Consider the following 18,816-nt stretch of genomic DNA (forward strand, 5'->3'; position numbering starts at 1 on the left):
ATGAGCGCTATTTGAAAGCCTGCTTCAGACGCTATTGATACTTTCAGGTCTCATTTGGCGTCTTGAGGCAAAATAAATGAATGTTAAAAACGTTGTCGCCGGGTCACCGCCAGTAGGCGTGTTTCCCAGAACGACTTCAGATCTGCCAGTGCGAACATCGTGCAGTATTCGTAATGTACTAGGGATTCCCAGCCGCCAGCTAGATGAGTTTTGTTCCGAACATTTTGGAAATATTCTTACGTTGTGTGCATCGGATAGGCAAGCATCAGCGATCATGGCGGGCCACTTAGAGAACTTACTGGAACAAGTACGCGAAGTCACGCCCGACCAATGTGATAAACATAAAATTGTCAGCAGCCTCACAAATAATTTGCTGGCCAGTCTGACTCATACCGACTTGGAACAAGCGCAGCGCGCTATAGAAAAAATCCAAAGTCATTTCGATCAGAGCGCATTAGATGGCGCTCTGAATGCGTTGCGTCTGTCCTATCACAAAGCTACCCATTCAAGCGGTCGAATGGCGCACGCACAAGAAATGCAGAGTGACGTACTGCATTTTTTCCAAGGGCATTCTTTCGAGCGTCTAGCCGGTTTTCTCGCATATTTTCATGATCACGTTCAAATACTACAAGAAGATGGCACTGGCATTGGCAATCAACTGCATTGGGGGCTGAATGAGATAGCCACGGCTGCGGCCTTGGGGACCTTGGCCGGAGAGGCAAGGGTCGACGTTACGGGGCAAGAAAGTCTTTGCCGGGTTGCGGCTGCGGTTATTCCCAGCGGCACAGCTTTCGATTTTATGCCAAATATAGGTAGAGACGGAAAACCTGGGCTTGGTACTGTCATTGAAGGCCTGTTGAGAAGTGGTGCACTTTCAATTCCGGATAATGCAGCATGCGAGGATATGGTGGCGATGGCGTACACTCTTGCCATTTGCGATACACAGCGTAACAACCTATCCGGTCTCGCTAGGCCCACGAATAAAATTGTGTACACAGTGGCGCCTGCAGTTTATAGGCTGTTGATGGAGTGCGCACAAGAAGATCCCCTGAAATTCGGTACTCTATTTTTTGACAACGGGCGGCTTAGCGAGGCCGGCCTTGCTCTGTGCAGCAAATTGACAACTACGGTTGAAGTGTTTGAAGAGTTTGCGCCTTATACGGATGCCACAGCTAAGAATGAGAAAGGGGGGCCTAACAATCCGCTCAGCGTGATTTATACCGAGGGGACTCTGACTGCGCACGAAAAACAGCGTGCAGTACTTGAACTTTTAGGTGGAAATGGTTTCTTTGGTTCCGCCAATGTGGCAGAGGATATTGAGGGGTTCTCAAAAACATTCCATCATTCCGTCCTAGAAAAAATAAGAGGACGTTCCATAATGCCCGATCCGCGAGGAAGTTATATATATGGGTACGCAAAGCTCTCAGAAAAGCTTGGAGCTGAATGTCATGCAGGAAGAGTTAACCTGGATGCTGTGCTTGGGGAAATTAAGGCTATGGGTGGGTCTGTGTTAGACCGAGAAAAAAACCACTGAGAATATCCTATGCTTGTCCTGCTGATGTAGTCCAAGTAATCCATTACATAATTTCTCGCGTACCTTGTCTTCATGGCATGGGGCGCGAGTAATACCCATCCAGCTCTGTCAACTGAACTCTAGATTATTTCGTTGCTGGGGTTGGACCAAGCTTGACGCTGCCATAATATGGAAAATAATCGTAACCGGCGAAGATTGCTTCGATTGCGTTAAGGAAGTCGCGTATGCCTGCGCGCTTACTGACAAAACCGGAGGCGCCGGCCCGTAAACAATATTCTGCGCAAGGCACTGCGGGATATGTACAAAAAATTAACATGCTAGGAGCATTCGATAACGAAGACATTTGTTTGATAATTGCTAACCCCTCTGTTTGATTTTGGCCAATATCAAAAGTTACAAGATCGGGATGATACAGGTTCGCAAGTCTTAGACCGTCTACTCCGTCGCTGACGTCGGCCAGAACTTTAATGCCTCGTCTTTCTAACACCGCTCTGATTGCCAGTCGCACAATCGGGTGTTTATCAATAATTATCACACTGTTCGAGTCTATCATGCGTCTACACCTTAGATGGAATAAGAATTCTACAAGAACTCGTAAGACTTGCAATGGCAGAAGGGGCTGAAAGACAGTAGGAAAATTCTAGGCGCGCTAATTGTGTCGCGCGGCGGAAAGATAATAGCGCCAGTTGTAGGCAGGGCTTATACAACGTTTAAGGTGCCTTTAAGCGGTAAGGCGGGCAAACAAATTGGCCGCTTATATCCAAGGATCGGTGTTACGGCCGTAATGAGTACATCGCGGGAGAGGGTGCTTTAGTCCACCTACTCAAAGTGTTTTTTTTCTCTGGCGAATCAGATCGCGTTCTAATCCTACCATTGCCTGATCAAGGGCTAGGACCACGGCCGGTAAATTAGAATCTGACGGGTCAAGGTGACAGGAAGCTTCCAAAGCTTCACAGTGCTTGATCAGACTGCGAACCTTAACAACGCGAGCACTGCCCTTGATTTTATGAGCAAGCTCGGATAAGCCACGCAGATTGTTGTTTTTATTAAGCCGTCGTAATTCCTCTAAATCATCGGTGATACTATTAATTAATCCATCCAGCACACGCTTTAATATGTTGAGGTCTCCACCGGTAAGGTGCTCAAGGGTATTCAAGTCAAATTTATCGGATTCAGAATAATTAATTTCGTCATGAATGGCTATTGCGGAGCGTTTGATGAAACGCTCTAAGGTATCCAGCTCCACTGGTTTAAATAGGCAGTCATCCATGCCAGCCGATATGCACCGCTCGCGCTCCTCACGTTGAGCATTAGCAGTAAATCCTAAAATGATAGAGCGCACCCGGTTTTGAGCGCTCTCAATCACGCGTATTGCTTTCGCAAGCTCATATCCGCTCATCACTGGCATATTGCAGTCGGTAATGATGACGTCAAATATTTTCTGTTTCCATAATGCAAGGCCTTCAGCACCATTTTCAGCAAGATGCACGGAGTGCCCCAAGTATATTAGCTGTTCACTCAACAGCAATCGATTGGCGTAGTTGTCGTCAACCACTAATACACCTAAAATTGGAGCCGGGTTGGCTGCGGAGCTGTTTAATACTTCCGCCTTCTTTTCCTGCTGTGGTTCGAGCACGTTCAGTGTCAGTCGGCCAATGGCTTGTGTGCCCTGATCGATTTCGCTGTTGAGCTCCAATTGGCCTCCCATCATTTCACATAGATTACGGGAAATCATTAATCCTAATCCTGTACCAGAGCGGGCGTGCTGTTTCGTTCCACCTATCTGGGTAAATGGCTGGAATAAGCGCGCTATATCGTTAGCAGATATACCAATACCGGTGTCATTGACCGAAAATTCGACCTGTAATTGATCATCTGCTACTAAGCAAGAATGAACAACCACATCGACCCCGCCGTTTTCGGTAAATTTAATCGCATTACTGATTAAGTTGGAAAGTACTTGTTTAAAGCGCAGCGGGTCAACCAATACGTCGTAATTTATACTTTCGTTAATGTCTAACTTTAGAGTTAGGTTCTTTTGCTTGGCCAGTCCACTGAATACTCGTATAACAGATTCTACTAGGTCCTTTAGGTTGGCCCGCTCTTGATTTAGACTAAGGTGACCTGTCTCTATACGGGCAATGTCGAGTATATCACCAATTAAATCAAGCAAGCCGCGGGCGGAATGATAGGCGACTTCTATTGATGAGCGGTCATATTTTTCTTTATCGCGTTTCAAGCTTAATTCCAGCAATCCTATGATCGCATTCATAGGTGTTCTGATTTCATGGCTCATAGTCGCAAGGAATGTAGTTTTGGTCCGATTAGCCTCATCAGCATCATTTTTGGCTTGTTTGAGCTCCTCCAGAAGCAAGTGCCGCTCAGTTATATCGATCCAGCCCCCGATTAAGCCTTGATTGGCACCTTCAGAGTTAGAGAAAGGTAGCATCCAGTGATAGATAGTTTGATGACGTCCAGCAATGTAAACTTCTCGATCACGCAAAAGAGGTTGGCCTGTCTTCAATACAGTTTGGCAATCCTTTTCATAGGCCGCCGACCTTTCCAATGAGGTTTTTGCTGAACTTAAACCACGAGCAATGTCACTCTCGTTTGAAAGCGATTTTACGTAACTGTCATTGCAAATTAATAGGCGATTTTCTAAATCCCGCACGTAAATTGGATGCGGCGTGCCGTTTATCAGGGCTTCCATAAAGTGAAGCTGATTGCTGAGTTCTCTTTCGGCTGCTCTGCGTTGCATGATCTGCCGACGTAAGTAAATTCCCCAACCCAATGCGATAGTCAATAGTGTGATAGTGCCAAATACGGATTTAAATATAATCTGACGATAGTCGCGCCATGATGGGGGCGCAATAACTGCGTTTGTGCGCCACCGGTTGGTAACAGAATCAATAACATCTGGCGGGATGCTTCTTATGGTTTTATCGAGAATTGCGTAAAGCTGACCTTGCCCCTTAAGTACACTGAGCGACGCTGTCGCAGGTGCAGAGTTTATAATCGATGCAATTTTCAGTGAGTTATCGCGGCTACGCAAATTGTAGCTGGCAATAGGTGCAGGTAGGATTGTTGCATCTACTGAGCCATCCTCTACCCAGGCAAGGGCCTCAAAATTATTCTCTGCGTTCTTTAAACGAATGAGCGGGTAATGTTCGCGTAACATCGGCAGAAGCGCATGGCCTGGCGCAACGCTTAACGTCCTGCCTGCCAGAGCCTCCAGCGTATCTGGGTATGCACTTTGATTGCGTACTACAAGTGCATAAGGTGCGATTAAATAAGGACGTCCAAATAAAAAAGATTGCATGTTTTCCTGGTTTTTAGGCAGGTCCGTTGCGATTTGCACTCTTCCCGCTTTTAAGCTTTCCTGCATTTCTCTAATGTTGGGGTGAGGTTGTATGTTGAATTTTAAGCCCGTTTTTCTCTCAATTAACTTAAGCAGGTCTCGTGTAATACCAAAATAATTACCATGGATGTCAAAATATGAAACGGGTGCCAGGTACCGGCTCACTGCTATATTTACCACAGGGTTTTTCTTGATCCAATCTTTCTCGTCCGCACTTAAATCCAGTGGCTGGAGCGTGAATAAGAGTTTTTCGCTCCAGCGTGTTTGTATTTCAGTTTTTACCCGTTCTGGCACGGCCCCTAGGGCGGTATTGATAAGGTTCAGCAAACGCGGGTTATCAGCGTTAATGGCAAAGCTGAAGCCTTCTTGTGCCGGGGGCGCGATATCCAAAATATCGAGATGGCTGGAATAATTTCGCGAAATAAGGTATTGAGAGGATATAGCATCCCCTAAAAATGCATCAGCTTGTCCAAAGGCGACTGCCGCGATAGCATTTTCTGTCGATGTGAACACTTCCATGTTTGCTTGAGGAAATATCCGCCGAGCCGCAGCCTCACTAATATAGTCGGAGTCAATTGCCAAGCGAATACGCGCGACTTTATCGTCGAAAGACAGGCTAATGCCTATGCGGCCGATTAGAGCGAGTCGATCATCGAGGTAGTTGTCGCTCAGTGCCAAATCTATTCTATTGCTTTCTCTTCGATTAGCGCTGCCCAATAAATCTATTTCGCCAGTTTTCAGTGCTTCCACGGCTTCCATATGAGTAGCGTAACGGCGAACATTCACGGTTACACCAAGATAACCAGAAATTATCTGCATGTAATCTGCTGTGATACCTTCATAGTCACGATTGGAACTTGATATGTCCAACGGCGGATAATCAGGAAGCGACGTACCCAGTACCAAAGTCTTCTTTTTCTTTAGCCAGCGCCAACCGTTGTAGTCTAAATTTAACTTCTGGTGATCTTCTTTGGTGTGGCTGAAGAGTTCTAAATTGTCCACACGACTAGCATGGGCTTCTGGCCCGGCGAATAGCGCGATCCAAAGCGCCGCACAGATATTGAGCGACAGCGTCTTCCTGAATATGTATTTTGGTGTTGGTTTTTTTTTAATTTGCACGCTTAGGTGAATCGATTTCATGGTAACCCCTCTACAAATGTAGAACAGTCTTGAATATTTGGATGGTTGAGGCTTTGTTGCAGGATCGCTTTTTGAAATACTACTATAGCCTATTGTTGTAGCTTTTGTGTGTATAGCGATGCCTTTCTTTTGAATTGGGAATTGTAACTTGGCCAGTATTTGGGGAGTAGTGTAATGAGTGGTTTTGAGCGCGTTAGTGTTAGTAGCAGCGGGGAACAATTGGCGGTGCGACTTTATCCTAGCACATCAGTGATCCCGGCACCTGTTCTGGTGCTGTGCCATGGGTTTTGTGGCATCCAGAACGTTGTTCTGCCTGAGTTTGCTTTCGCTTTTGCTCAGGCTGGCTACAATGTCATTACCTTTGACTATCGAGGTTTCGGTGAAAGTGGAGGTGAGCGCGGCAGGCTTCAGACCAAAATGCAGATAGAAGATATTCATGCCGTTGTTAACTGGGTAAGCCAGCAACCGTCATTTGATACGTCACGCATTGGTCTGTGGGGAACATCACTAGGTGGCTGTCATGTCATTACGGTTGGGGCGCAGAACCCGCTGGTCAAATGCATCATCAGCCAAACAGCCTTTGCTGACGGGGAAATATTAATCACTAGCGCAATGAGTATTAAAGAGGAAAGTAAGCTATTTGCGACATTAAATCGGATGCAGGAGAAGAAAGAATCAAGCGGTAGGGAGTTATTTGTGCCTCCGTTAATGGTGCTGGATGATGAGCAGTCTCGAGTGTTTTTCGAAAAGCATCAAAAGTTTAATCCTCAGCTAAATACAAAAATACCCTTTTTAACCGTCCGGGAAATCATAAACTACAAACCGGTTATCATGGCCATGAGCGTTCGTCAGCCTGTATTGGTTGTCGCTGCCGAACACGACATTGTTAATCCCCCGGATCAAGCAGTCCGATTGTATGAAGCGCTGCATGCTGAAAAGACAATCATTATGCTTGAAGGTGCTGGGCATTATGATGTCTATGAAGGTGACACTCATTTTAAAGTTTTAAGACATCAAATTAACTGGCTGGGAATGTATCTTTAACCGCCACACCTACAGCAAGGAAGAACTATGGAACCTGTGGCTGCAATTAATGAGGTTTTACTGAGTAACGAGCGGACTGTGATTGGGCGTGAAGATGCTCGTAGATTTTTGCGTCTTGTAAGCGATGTGCATAATACCACTACCGAATTAGTTTTTTCTGGTAAGACGCCGACCGTTGGTGCTACGATTTTTCGATTAGTTACTTTAGCGCTATCCTCAATATCGTTATCAGCAGGCTCTTGGTTAGGTCCGCCCGGAGCGCTTGCTACGCCATTATCGAACCCATTGTCAGACGATCTATTTAAAACACATATCGAATCTCTGGGTTTTGGTGTTGTGTCGAGAGGCTTCGAGAGTATAGAAGAGGCTAAGCGAGAATATCTCACGCGCACTATTAATAACGCGATATCCCTAGTTACTTCAGCGATAAAGTCTCTAAAAGGTACTGATGATCAGACATTTGATGTCAAGCTTACTGATTGGGGTGTGGACCCCAGTCTACGTCCGAGACTGCTGGAGAATTACAAAGCGATGTGGTCAGTGTTGCTTTGGATTACGGAGGAGGGCGGACGAGATATTTATCTCGTGGAACCGTATGACAACTCCGATCTCACGGTTGCTATTAACTTGGTTCAAGACGGCGAGCAAAGAATTGCGTTTTCCCAACAGTTCTTTGAGAAATGTGCCATTCCCGCTGCTAATGCACTTTTGCATGAAATTGCACATTTATGTTGTAACAAATTTGATTTCTATTATTTATCTCGCGAAAAATCATGCTTGGATGATCAAAAGGTGGAGCTGCCTTTGCGCTCACAGATTGACGACTTCGCTAAAGGTTTTGAGCAGTCTTGTAAAAGAGTACCGGAGCATATTGGCGGTGAGGAGTTTCTTTCCTTCTTCGCTCCCCGAGATAACAAAAAAACGCTCACTCAGCTTTATAATGAAGACGCTGACACCAAAATAATGGTGGATTATATGAATGCGGATTGGCTTAGTGCGTTGGCGGTTGTTATTGCCGACTACAATTTGCGCCATGGCGCGGATATACCGTTGAAGGAAACTTCGCCATTTAAGTCTTTGCCTGAAGGCGATCTATATGAGGAAAGTTGAGGTTGGGGTCAGTCGCTTAGTTTTGTACTCCTCGCACTAACCTACAAGCGATGAAGGCTGGTTTTATTGGGATTAATATTAATGACGATGGTAGAGCGTGAATGCGTTAGAAACCTGAAGTAAACTGAAATAGCATGTACTTACTTGTGGTGAGGTATAAAATATCGCGCTGAAATTCAAGCGTCATATGGCCTCTGAATTTTATTGGTGCTATTTGTACACGGCAATAGCTACATGCGTGACTATTTATCGGATAATAAGGGATCAAGAGTTAGCTATTTTTTTGTACAGGTGCCCAGGCTGGTAAGAAAATTCCCATTCCAAGAAGGAAGATTCTCGCCGCTGCATAGAACGGCCTGATGCTGTGTTGCATTTTAATGTGAAAGAATTATAGGCAGTTGGTGCGAACGCGTATGCTAAAAATGTGAGCCAACCAACCTATTTATCTTTTTGGCTGGGTGGTTGTCCCTAACTTTGCCGCAGGAGCGGGTGCTAGTTTCGATTCGAGTAAAACGTCCGGTGGCTCCCATGTGACGTCGAGCCAGTTAGTGCGTTAAGAATTTTAAGGTCATAAAGAAACACTGCTTGTTTTTTAAAAGAGAAAAAAGCGTCCTGACATCTCAGTAAAGAAGTATGCTGTTAATAATGCCGTTAGTGGTTAGAGGGCGTACTGAGTATATTGCGCGAGAGCACTATTGATTGTTGCGATAAGACGTCGAGGCTCGTCGGTTTGAGTTTTATAATGGTGCATTAAAAAAGGGGTTTGTTGTTGTGAAACGATTGATAGTATTAGCAGCATTGATTTTTTTTTCATACCAGGCCTCGGCGAGTTGTATCATAACGGGTGCAAAAGAATTTAAACTTGGGTTTGATATAGTGCTTCCGAGTAGCGTTCCAATAGGGACTGTACTAAGCAGCTCTTCACAACGTATTTCATACTCCGGTTGTAAAGGAAGTGGGGTGGCATATTTGGAGGTGCCTCAAAAATTACAGGTCGGAAGTGGGCTATCAGTTATTTTTTATCACGACGGGAAGCCTATAAATGGGACTACCGCAAGGCTCGGCTTTTACACCGATCGCACCGATAATCACTACTCAGTTACTTTTGATTTGGTTCGCAGCGAGGGCCCTGTTGCGGCCGGTGATTTGTATGCCGGCGGGCTTTGGGCTAAGCAGGTAGATTCTGACGGTGTCGTCTTACCACCAGCGGCAGACTCTCATGGCGCAGTGTCTGGTAGTGCCGTCCTTGGAACGTGCGCTGTTACAACTCCAAATATACATATTCCTTTGCCAGCTGTAACCAGCGCTGAGGTACCTAGCGTAGGCGCAACATTTGGTGAGGCATTCTTTGATATAGCTATTAGCTGTAACAGCTTGAGTAGGGTATACGCCGAATTCACTGACTCGAACAATATATCTAACACTGGCGATTCTTTAGGGCTAGGTGTTGGGTCGACGGCTAAAGGGATTAAATTTCAGATGTTGCTTGACGGCTCGTTGGTGAGATATAAGCAAAGGATGAACTTGGGCGAAATTCGGTCTGATGGCCAGATTTCCATGTCAGCGCGTTATATTCGGGATGGCAATCTAGTTCCAGGTAGAGCTGTTGCGCAGGCAACATTTGTAATTGGTTATGATTGAACACTCTTCCGTTACCATCGGAATGAAAAATTGCTCATTGGGCTTATATGGTGCTATGCGGCTTTGATGGCATAAAGTCTGAGTCTCGTTATTTTGCTGTCAGTTTGGTGGTTTCAAATAGGAGGTATTTGTCGTGAAGGTATATATAGTGATAGCGGCGCTACTGTTTTTTTCGCAGCAGGCCTTAGCACAGTGCAAAATTGATGGAGCAAATAATTATGATATAGGCAGAGAGATAGTGCTTTCTAATGTTTCTATAGGGACAATACTGAATAGATTTGAGAAAGATATTGTTTACAGGAACTGTACGAAAGGCGGTACCGCCTATTTGCAGGTACCTCAAAAGCTACATGTCGGCAGCGGGTTATCAGTTGTTTTTTTCTATAATGAAAAGCCAATAAATGGTGGTGCTACGAGGCTCGGCTTCCTGAGTACAAATCGCGATAATATCTTTAGTCTGACATATGAGTTAGTTCGCAGCGAGGGCCCTATAGCGGCCGGTGATTTATATGCCGCCGGGGTGATGGCCAAGCAAGAATATTCTGATGGTAGCTCAGGAGCGATTCATGGCACTGTAACGGGGCGCGCTGTTCTTGGAACCTGCACTATTACCACTCCAAATATATATGTTCCTTTGCCAGAAGTGACCAGTTTTGAGCTACCTAGCATGGGTTCAACATTTGGAGAGGCATTCTTCAATTTAGGCGTTAGCTGTAACAGTTTGAGCAGGGTATACGCCGAATTTACTGATTCAAACAATCAGTCTAACAGTGGGGAATCATTGGGATTAGGTCCGGGCTCGACGGCTAAAGGAATTAAATTTCAGGTCTTGCGTGACGGCGTTTTAGTAAAGTATAGACAAAGAATGGGCCTGGGAGATATTCAGTCTGATGGCCGGATTTCCATGTCAGTACGTTATATTCGAGACGGCAATCTGGTTCCAGGTAGAGCTGTTGCGCACTCTGCCTATATAATTAGCTACGATTAAAATCTTGGCTGAAGGCATTGATTTTACTTTTTTGGGCGTTTCGATGAGTCTGCTGTTGTGTAATAACTGGGTCGTTGAATTTACACCCTGAACGCGACGCTCAGTTCGCAGTGGATGGCAAGAAAACTTTAATAACACCTTTTGCTCGCGCTAACTGCGATTTTTAAATAAGTAATAGTGTCGTGTAAGTGAGCTTAAATTTATACTAAGCTAACCACTGGTCTTTATTCTACACTCTTTGTTGCTGCTGCAATCAGCAAGTTGTAAATTAAATGTTGGAGGGCGGTTATAGAGCGGGCATAGGACTGCCCGGCTGAAATGCTTCCTGCCATGGCGACGGCAACAAAAACCAGCTGCGGGTTGAACGTTTGGGGTCCCATCGTTTTTGGGTGAGAAGTACAAAGATCCTTTCACCTTGTTCAGTGTATATTTTCGGCGAGTTGATTTGGAAAAAAATGAACCGGTATTTTTTGTAATGCTGCAAAGTTCGATACATCATTCGAAAAGTCATTTATTTTTTGGTCTGCGATAAGGAAAAATAGCGTGCCACATTACACGGAGGTCGTCTATCTGTTAAGCCAAGAAAATGCTATTCGAATCCAAATGCTAGCGTCTTTTTTCAGTTCTAATGAGTTGTGGATTTTAGTGCTGCCTGTGTTGATGTAGCTGGAGCTTTGGGAGTGGGAGGGTGGGTAGAAATAAAAATCTAACAGACTAATTCGGGGTCAATGCTCGTTTGTGCCATTAGCTGTAGGGTCCAATCTTTCTCGAGTGAGCTTTATATCCTTCTCATAAAAAATACTATTAGTATGTTCAGCTACTCTCATATATCGATAGATCGCTGCGCTGTCGTGGGCGAGCAGGGTTTCGGAAGCTGGTTTGGGTAGTGTTTTTATAGAACGCCAAGAGCTGACGAATTTGGACTGTATAGTATTGTTATCGTAAAAATAATTTTTCTGTCCTCTTGCTTGAAGTCCTGGCCAACAGTATTCCCGTTTGAATTTCATCCCAATTAAACAGCTTGTGTAATCAGCTGATTTTTCTGCTGGAGACCGCGTAGTTAATGTTTCTAGATCGTTGAGTAGTTCGGTTTTCTTCCTCAATGCTTTCGAATTTTGTGTATGAAATATTTCGCGAACATGTTTTACAAATTCTCTTGCTTCTTTTTTTTGAGCCGGATTATAAATCTTTAAATGGCTGTTTCGCACTATCTTAATGGTTTTTTTTAGGTCCCTACTTTTGGCTCTTTGATGAACTATTGTTTTGGCTGTTAAACTCGATATAGCATGATATGCTGATTTTTCTGATATTTTCATAGATTACCCGATAGCATTCGGTTTAGTTTTGCTTTTTGGTATTTTGATGTGAGGGGTTTTTAAAATAGTTTTTCCTGTTTTGGCGTTTTAGGCGTTACAGAGTCATCTATTAAACTTTAGGGCGCTTGATAGAAAGTATGCAAGATATACAGGAAACTTAATTTCAAAAAACGCTCTCAGTTCCCGCGCATTTAGGGCTGGCACCGGCTACCCGCTTCAACACAATGTGACCGACAAAACCTTAGGGGTTGCAGCAATTCGAACACAGAGGGCGTGCAGATTTTGGTGCGAGCTCGAAGCGATTCATTCCGGGCCGAGAAAATTCTTGACCAGGGCGAGCGAATTCTGACTTGAAACGAGAGCGTGCTGATGTAGCGGCTCGCGCCCGCGTCATAAGATTCTCTACCCTGTCAGGTATCGCAGCACATAAGTATCTGAAGGCTAAAACCTCAATCTATTCTAACTTGGCTATTGCGAGACCCGCATAAATGAACTTCAAAGTGTTTTCTGTTGCTGTCTGTCTTGTCAGCCTAAATCTGCCCGTCCTTGCTCTCGCCGCCCAGACCGGACAGATCAACATCACTGGCAGGGTTATCGAAACCAGCTGCGTACTTGATACTTCTTCCACCAACGTCAACGTTGTACTGCCGACCGTGGACAAAAGTCAGCTCGCTAGCGCCCAGAGCGCTACCGGTCGTACCGGCTTCACTCTGCAGGTTACCGATTGCCCAGAGGACGCCAAGGTTTCCGCTGCGTTCCTGCCGGATTCAAATGTTAATCCCTACGGCAACTTGGTAAACAGTGCTGCAAACAAAGCCTCCAATGTCGAGGTTCAACTGCTGGATCAAAACCATACCGTCATCAATATCAATACCGATGACAATGCTTCCCAGGCTCTACGTGCCGTAGACATCAACGGTAAAGGCAGCTTGCAGTACTTCGCACAGTACTTCTCCCAAGAGGGTGGCGCTAGTGGTGGCGATGTTTCCGTCATGGCTAATTTCATGCTGACCTATGAGTAATCGACTCGCCCGGGGCACCCACCTCGGGCTCCACCGAGGTACCCCCTGATGTCGCCTGTCTCCGCTCGACACTTGCCCTCTTTGATGGCTGGACTGCTCCTTGCTGCGTGCTCAATGTCCAGCGCTGTTGCCGGTGTCATGATCGATGGCACCCGTGTGATCTATCCCGCGATGGAGCGAGAAGTCACCGTAAAGTTGACCAACAAGGGCCAAAAGCCGGGGCTCATGCAAGTCTGGATTGATCGTGGCGACGCCCAGAGCCGACCTCAGGATGCAGACGCGCCCTTTCTTGTTACGCCGCCCATTTTCAGGCTGGACCCACAAAAGGGCCAGAGTGTACGCATTGTGTTCACCGGTGAAACGCTGCCTCAGGACAGGGAAAGCTTGTTTTGGTTCAACGCTCTGGAAATCCCACCTATTCCTCAAGGTGCCAGTGCTGGGGCGAACATGATGCAAATCGCTGTGCGTTCACGCCTGAAAATGTTCTATCGCCCGGTCGCTCTGTCCGGCGATGTTCGTAGCGCCGTGAGTCGGATGAAGTGGTCTGTGCAGCGAGTCGATAAGGGATATGTCCTGCGCGGTGATAACCCGACGCCTTATCACCTGTCGTTTGGGGAGTTGACGGTGAAGCAGGGCGACAGACGCTACGAAACCGGTGGCGGCATGATTGCACCCTTCGGCCAACAGGATTTTTCTCTCGCAGGTTACGCCGGCGGTGCTGGCGGCCAGGTGCTCTACCGCTGGATCGGTGACTTTGGCACCACTGCCGAACAGAACATCGCACTGAACTGAAATTGACGAGCTGATGTGCTAACAGACGTGATCTCGGTACGCGGGCTCAGGTAATCCTATGTTTTTGACGACTCATGCGCCGCGTTATTCCGGCCGGTTTTTCGCTGCCCGGCATTTGCTATTTGTTACGACGATTGGCGTGGTTCTGCCCGACAGCGTTGCACAAGCCGAAGAAAGCAATGTTGCTCACGCGTTGTTCAATCCGGCTTTTCTACAAGGCCGGGAAAGAAGTCTGGACATGTCGCGCTTCGAGCGCGGGAGTGGCCCCATGCCAGGCTCATATCGTCTCGATGTCTACGTCAACCAGCAATGGATGGGGCGCCAGGACATTCGGGTGCGTGACGGCGGCGATGGGAAACTGTCGAGAATTTGCTTTACTCCCGCACAGTTCTCCAGCCTGGGCATTGACCTCAAGCGCCTGCCTGAAAGCCACACCCTTGAAAGCGATGACTGCGCGGATATCATCCGCTGGGTCCCTGATGCCGATATCGACATGGACCTGGGGGCGTTGCGCCTGGACTTGAGCATTGCCCAGATTTACCTGAACCGCGCAGCACGTGGCTACGTTGATCCAGGCGACTGGGACCGGGGTGTGACTGCTGCGTTCGTTGATTACAACAGCAATGCCTTTCATATCGATTCACGCGGCTCCAACAGCACAGAGTTCTACACGGGTATCAATAGCGGTTTGAACCTGGGGGACTGGCGTCTGCGCCACAACGCAAGCTACAACCGTAGCAGTGGTGTTGGTGAATCCCGGAGTAAGTATAACGCGCTGAGTACCTATGCACAGCGCGACCTGACAGTGCTCAAATCACAAATTACCCTGGGGGACTATTACACCCCATCCGAGCTGTTCGACAGCATGCCTTTCACCGGTGTGCAAGTGGCGTCCGATGATCGCATGCTGCCTGGTTCCCAGCGTGGATTTGCGCCCTCCATCCGAGGCGTGGCGCAAAGCAACGCCCGAGTGACCGTGCGTCAAGCTGGCAACATACTTTACGAAACCAGCGTGGCGCCCGGCCCGTTTATCATTGACGACCTTTACAGTACTGGCTATTCCGGTGATCTGGATGTCACGGTGACCGAGGCTGACGGCCGTATCCACACCTTCATTGTGCCCTTTGCTTCGGTGGCACAACTGCTGCGCCCAGGGACCTCGCGCTACAGCCTCTCTGCCGGTCAATACCGTGATGACCGCTTGCGCAAAGTGCCAACATTCGTCCAGGCAACCTATCAGCGTGGCATTTCCAACCAGGTGACAACCTACACCGGTAGCATCATCGCCGACCAGTATCTGGCGGTACAGGGCGGTATGGCTTTGAGTACTTCGGTGGGGGCGTTCGCGTTCGATGTCACACAGTCCAACGCTTCCGGTCTGCAGTCACGCAATGAGGGTACTGACCCACTCGATAGCTCCGCCAGCGGAAGGAGTTATCGACTGAGCTACAGCAAGCTGGTCGATAGCACCAAGACCAACTTCGTCGTGGCAGCTTACCGTTTCTCCAACGAGGGCTACCTGTCCTTCAGCGATTATGCCCGAGCCCAGGACCTGACTGGTCCGGCACTTAACCGCCAGCGCAGTCGGCTGCAAGTGAACATCAACCAGCCGCTGCCTGGCGATGCTGGCAGTCTGTACCTGAGTGGGTCGTCACAGAATCACTGGAATAACGCCAAGAGCCGCGATACCAGCTTCCAGGCCGGGTACTCCAATAGCTATAGCTGGGGAAACCTGAGTCTTTCAGCCAGCCGTACTCAGGGTAGCAATAACCAGGACGATACCCAGTACATGCTGACGCTATCGGTGCCATTGGGCAAAGATCGTCATACCTCATACCTCACCAGCTCCACGACTTATTCGGTTAAAGGGGATGTTGGGGGGCAGGTTGGTCTGTCTGGCTCTCTGGGTGAGCAGAGCGAACTCAGCTATGGGGCGTACGGCTCGCATGATCGTGCCTCCGGGGCCAGCAATAGCTCTACGGGCGCCAATGGCCAATATCGTATGGCCAAGACCAATCTATCCGGGAGCATTGGGCAGGGTGAGGATTACAAGCAAGTCGGTATCGGCATCTCCGGCAGCGTCGTGGCGCATCCTGGCGGAGTGACCTTCAGTCAGTCCAAAGGTGAAACGCGTGCCATTGTGGAGGCTAGAGGGGCACAAGGTGCGTCTCTGCTCAACAGCAATGGAGGTGCTATCGGCAGCAGCGGGTATGGAGTAGTGAGCGGCTTGGTACCCTATCGTCATAATGAAGTGGCAATCGACCCGAAAGGTATGGCGGCGGATGTTGAGCTGAAAATGAGTTCCCAAAATATCGCACCGCGTCATGGCGCGATTGTAATGCTGAAATATCCAACCACTCAGGGCATGCCTCTTCTGCTTCACCTGCGTGACGAAGCGGGTAATGCGTTGCCGACGGGGGCCGAAGTGCTGGACCCTGAGGGCAATAGCCTGACGTTGGTTGGTCAGATGAGCCGAGCATTCATTCGTGCCGCAGAGCCGAAAGGTGAACTTATAGTGCGTTGGGGAGAGACGATCGACCGCCAGTGTCGGGTTTTGTACCACCTGCCAGTTGCAGCCAATAGCGACAAAGTTAAATTAGAAAAAGTCGACTTGTTATGCACCAAACTATCAAGCACTTTCGCAGCGCTTAAATAATGGTTGTTGGAGGTCGCCCTATTACGAAGAAAAATCTGGAAGCGACTTATGAACCGCTATCTGTGTTCACTATTTTCTTCACGTTTTTGCTCTGTGTTATCAACCAAATACATGGCTATTGGAGTGCGTCAGAACAACTAAAAGGTTAAGTATGAGTTGCAGAATATTTCCCTTTGTGTCCATGTTTCTATTTTTCCGTCTTTTGGGCCGAGGCTAGCATTTCACTCGACAGCACAGTGTTTGCCAAATTGTAAATTACTCTATTGCGAAGCAAAAGTTCAAAAAGGTGGAATGATGAATATTAATATGCTCCCGCTGGCTTTCTTGCTTTCTTTCTCGCCTCTATCAATTGCCGCTGTAAACATCCCCCTGGATAGTGCTGTTTTTGCGCGCGATAGGGAGGTCGGCTCGACCACGAACTGGAAAGCCAGTATCGATTCTCAGACCGTATGGACGAAGTGTTCGTACGAGGTGCGCAGTATCGGAACGGTTAATGGCCCCCTCGTCCCGGGCTTTTCGGATGTTTATCAGACTGACAATCCAGGTATTGGCGTGCGTTTTCGGGCAACGTCATGGGATTCAGTTTCCATACAGCGTACTCTTCCGTTCGATGTTTCTGGCGTTGGATCTAGCTGTAAGCCAAGTAGTGATGCATCAAAAAATATGAAAGCGACTGCGCAACTCGTGATCGTCGGCCCTGTCAGTTCTGGAACGATAACCGCGTTTCCGGCTGCTAACGTGATCTACAGTGATAAAAAGACGAGAGGCGTAATGGATATTAAAATTAGCACTGCTCCAACCATAAAAGCGTCGACCTGTGATGTCGATGGCAGTATTGATGTAAAGATGCCAGATATCGGACTAAATCGCCTCACCGAGATTGGATCAGTTGCCGGCAGGACGCCTTTTAATATTGGAATGAATTGCGATCCTTCGATTTCCGTTCATATGGTTATCACAGATGCACAGAATCCGGGAAACACTGGGAGCGTGTTGACCCTCAGCAACGACTCGGAAGCCAGGGGTGTAGGTTATCAGATTCTACGCGAAAACAGCCCGATCAATTTCGGTCCTGCATCGTCTATCGCGGGCGCTTTGAATCAATTTAAGGTTGTAAGCTCTACAGGTAGCGCCGGAGGCAGGTACCTGATTCCATTTTATATTCAATATCACCGAACAGCGTCTTCTAGGCCGGGAGTCGGTACCGCCAATGCAAATGCAGTGTTCACTATGTCTTATCAGTAGCTCCGGTGTGCTTAATAAAACTTCAGCACTGCAATATAGATGCGGCTACGCAGCGGCACTGATATCAACCTCAAGCCGCTGCGGACCCTCTAATACTTTCAAACGCGTTGACTTCTTTTGTATCCAAGACTTCCCCAGCCTATTGAATGGGGGGCCCGGGCGCACAAAATTGTTTGATCAAATTTTAATCAATCTAGACCTGTCTGAAATTTCCCAGGGTGCATGGGAAATTTCCAGTGGGATTGTAGGGTTTTCCAATAGGCTCGCACTCCTTCGCATGTGAAAATTTACAAACTGGCCGGCTGGATATGGATAACCCTAATTAGTTGGTATCAGTCTTATCAGATGCGAGGATCGAAGCTATGAAATTTCTTTGGGGTGTATCTGCGTTGACTTCCGTTCTGCTTGGTGGAATGGGCGTGGCGCATGCAACAAGTAGCGGAAAAATTGAATTCTCTGGCGAGCTGATTGCGGCAAGCTGTACGGTCGAACCGGGCGCTGGTTCGTCAGGTGGTAATGGCAATATTAACGTAGACCTCGGGAAGGTTTCACTCAGTGATGTTGGCGAGCCCGGTGTGGGGGTTGCTGCAGCTACTCACATCAACTTGGACATTGATTGTTCATCGGGTGTAGGTGGCTTGAGTACAGTAAAAGTCAAGTTCGACCCGCTTTCTGGCTCCGGTATTGATGGTGCTGATGGACGCCTGCTTAAGCTGCAAAGTGGTGAAAAGGCGGCAAAGGGCGTTGCCATTGCAATCCTTAATGATAACAATCAAGTTCTAAACCTGAGTGCCAACGAAACGATCGATGCCGCACTGCAGGTTGACGAGGGGAAAGCTACCGCTAGCCTGAGCATGCGCGCTGCTTACGCGCTTAATGGCGCATCGGATGATGTTAAAGCGGGTATTGGGAATGCGACCCTGCCTTTTACGCTGACTTACGAATAAAAAATTGCGATGGGGAGGATGTT

13 protein-coding genes are annotated in these 18,816 nt (G+C 47.6%); 10 read left to right on the top strand and 3 right to left on the bottom strand.

The window, feature by feature from the left end; translation table 11 throughout:
- The first annotated feature begins 76 nt into the window (after positions 1-76).
- Positions 77-1,534, top strand: coding sequence for a hypothetical protein (locus C4J91_RS10730; RefSeq protein WP_124362280.1), 1,458 nt, complete (start codon positions 77-79; stop codon positions 1,532-1,534).
- Between the two features lie 124 nt (positions 1,535-1,658).
- Here the strand turns inward: C4J91_RS10730 and C4J91_RS10735 are convergent, their stop codons facing one another.
- Positions 1,659-2,087, bottom strand: a complete 429-nt coding sequence (locus C4J91_RS10735) for a response regulator transcription factor (RefSeq protein WP_124362281.1) — start codon at positions 2,085-2,087, stop codon at positions 1,659-1,661.
- Between the two features lie 270 nt (positions 2,088-2,357).
- Positions 2,358-6,032, bottom strand: a complete 3,675-nt coding sequence (locus tag C4J91_RS10740; protein WP_124362282.1) for an ATP-binding protein — start codon at positions 6,030-6,032, stop codon at positions 2,358-2,360.
- Positions 6,033-6,206: 174 nt separating this feature from the next.
- Here C4J91_RS10740 and C4J91_RS10745 point away from each other — a divergent pair, with 174 nt between their 5' ends.
- From C4J91_RS10745 to C4J91_RS10760, 4 genes are all read left to right on the top strand, one after another.
- On the top strand, positions 6,207-7,076 hold the full coding sequence (locus tag C4J91_RS10745; RefSeq protein WP_124362283.1) for an alpha/beta hydrolase: 870 nt from the start codon (positions 6,207-6,209) through the stop codon (positions 7,074-7,076).
- Between the two features lie 27 nt (positions 7,077-7,103).
- On the top strand, positions 7,104-8,186 hold the full coding sequence (locus tag C4J91_RS10750) for a hypothetical protein (protein ID WP_124362284.1): 1,083 nt from the start codon (positions 7,104-7,106) through the stop codon (positions 8,184-8,186).
- Positions 8,187-8,957: 771 nt separating this feature from the next.
- On the top strand, positions 8,958-9,827 hold the full coding sequence (locus C4J91_RS10755; RefSeq protein ID WP_124362285.1) for a fimbrial protein: 870 nt from the start codon (positions 8,958-8,960) through the stop codon (positions 9,825-9,827).
- Between the two features lie 133 nt (positions 9,828-9,960).
- Positions 9,961-10,815 carry a fimbrial protein gene (locus C4J91_RS10760; RefSeq protein WP_124362286.1) on the top strand — a complete coding sequence of 285 codons (855 nt, stop codon included), beginning with the start codon at positions 9,961-9,963 and terminating at the stop codon, positions 10,813-10,815.
- A 725-nt stretch (positions 10,816-11,540) separates the two neighbouring features.
- Here C4J91_RS10760 and C4J91_RS10765 read toward each other — a convergent pair.
- The gene (locus tag C4J91_RS10765; RefSeq protein ID WP_124362287.1) at positions 11,541-12,131 is read right to left on the bottom strand and encodes a hypothetical protein; all 591 of its coding nucleotides are present in this window, start codon (positions 12,129-12,131) and stop codon (positions 11,541-11,543) included.
- Positions 12,132-12,619: 488 nt separating this feature from the next.
- Here C4J91_RS10765 and C4J91_RS10770 point away from each other — a divergent pair, with 488 nt between their 5' ends.
- The 5 genes from C4J91_RS10770 (at position 12,620) to C4J91_RS10790 (ending at position 18,793) form a co-directional block, all read left to right on the top strand.
- Positions 12,620-13,153, top strand: coding sequence for a fimbrial protein (locus tag C4J91_RS10770; RefSeq protein WP_124362288.1), 534 nt, complete (start codon positions 12,620-12,622; stop codon positions 13,151-13,153).
- Between the two features lie 114 nt (positions 13,154-13,267).
- A complete protein-coding gene (locus C4J91_RS10775; protein ID WP_256681674.1) occupies positions 13,268-13,945 on the top strand; it encodes a molecular chaperone in 678 nt (225 codons plus the stop codon).
- A gap of 58 nt (positions 13,946-14,003) precedes the next feature.
- Entirely contained in the window at positions 14,004-16,601 is a 2,598-nt protein-coding gene (locus tag C4J91_RS10780; RefSeq protein ID WP_124362289.1) for a fimbria/pilus outer membrane usher protein, read from the top strand.
- A gap of 294 nt (positions 16,602-16,895) precedes the next feature.
- A complete protein-coding gene (locus C4J91_RS10785) occupies positions 16,896-17,846 on the top strand; it encodes a fimbrial protein (RefSeq protein WP_164484530.1) in 951 nt (316 codons plus the stop codon).
- A gap of 362 nt (positions 17,847-18,208) precedes the next feature.
- Positions 18,209-18,793 carry a fimbrial protein gene (locus C4J91_RS10790; protein WP_124362291.1) on the top strand — a complete coding sequence of 195 codons (585 nt, stop codon included), beginning with the start codon at positions 18,209-18,211 and terminating at the stop codon, positions 18,791-18,793.
- Positions 18,794-18,816: the final 23 nt, after the last annotated feature.

The sequence above is a fragment of the Pseudomonas sp. R3-52-08 genome, from assembly GCF_003851745.1.
In the GTDB taxonomy this organism is placed as follows: domain Bacteria; phylum Pseudomonadota; class Gammaproteobacteria; order Pseudomonadales; family Pseudomonadaceae; genus Aquipseudomonas.

Coding starts and splice junctions, on each gene's coding strand:
- C4J91_RS10745 (WP_124362283.1), top strand. CDS start 6,207: ATGAGTGGTTTTGAGCGCGTTAGTGTTAGTAGCAGCGGGGAACAATTG.
- C4J91_RS10735 (WP_124362281.1), bottom strand. CDS start 2,087: ATGATAGACTCGAACAGTGTGATAATTATTGATAAACACCCGATTGTG.
- C4J91_RS10740 (WP_124362282.1), bottom strand. CDS start 6,032: ATGAAATCGATTCACCTAAGCGTGCAAATTAAAAAAAAACCAACACCA.
- C4J91_RS10785 (WP_164484530.1), top strand. CDS start 16,896: ATGAATATTAATATGCTCCCGCTGGCTTTCTTGCTTTCTTTCTCGCCT.
- C4J91_RS10770 (WP_124362288.1), top strand. CDS start 12,620: ATGAACTTCAAAGTGTTTTCTGTTGCTGTCTGTCTTGTCAGCCTAAAT.
- C4J91_RS10775 (WP_256681674.1), top strand. CDS start 13,268: ATGTCCAGCGCTGTTGCCGGTGTCATGATCGATGGCACCCGTGTGATC.
- C4J91_RS10780 (WP_124362289.1), top strand. CDS start 14,004: ATGTTTTTGACGACTCATGCGCCGCGTTATTCCGGCCGGTTTTTCGCT.
- C4J91_RS10750 (WP_124362284.1), top strand. CDS start 7,104: ATGGAACCTGTGGCTGCAATTAATGAGGTTTTACTGAGTAACGAGCGG.
- C4J91_RS10790 (WP_124362291.1), top strand. CDS start 18,209: ATGAAATTTCTTTGGGGTGTATCTGCGTTGACTTCCGTTCTGCTTGGT.
- C4J91_RS10765 (WP_124362287.1), bottom strand. CDS start 12,131: ATGAAAATATCAGAAAAATCAGCATATCATGCTATATCGAGTTTAACA.
- C4J91_RS10730 (WP_124362280.1), top strand. CDS start 77: ATGAATGTTAAAAACGTTGTCGCCGGGTCACCGCCAGTAGGCGTGTTT.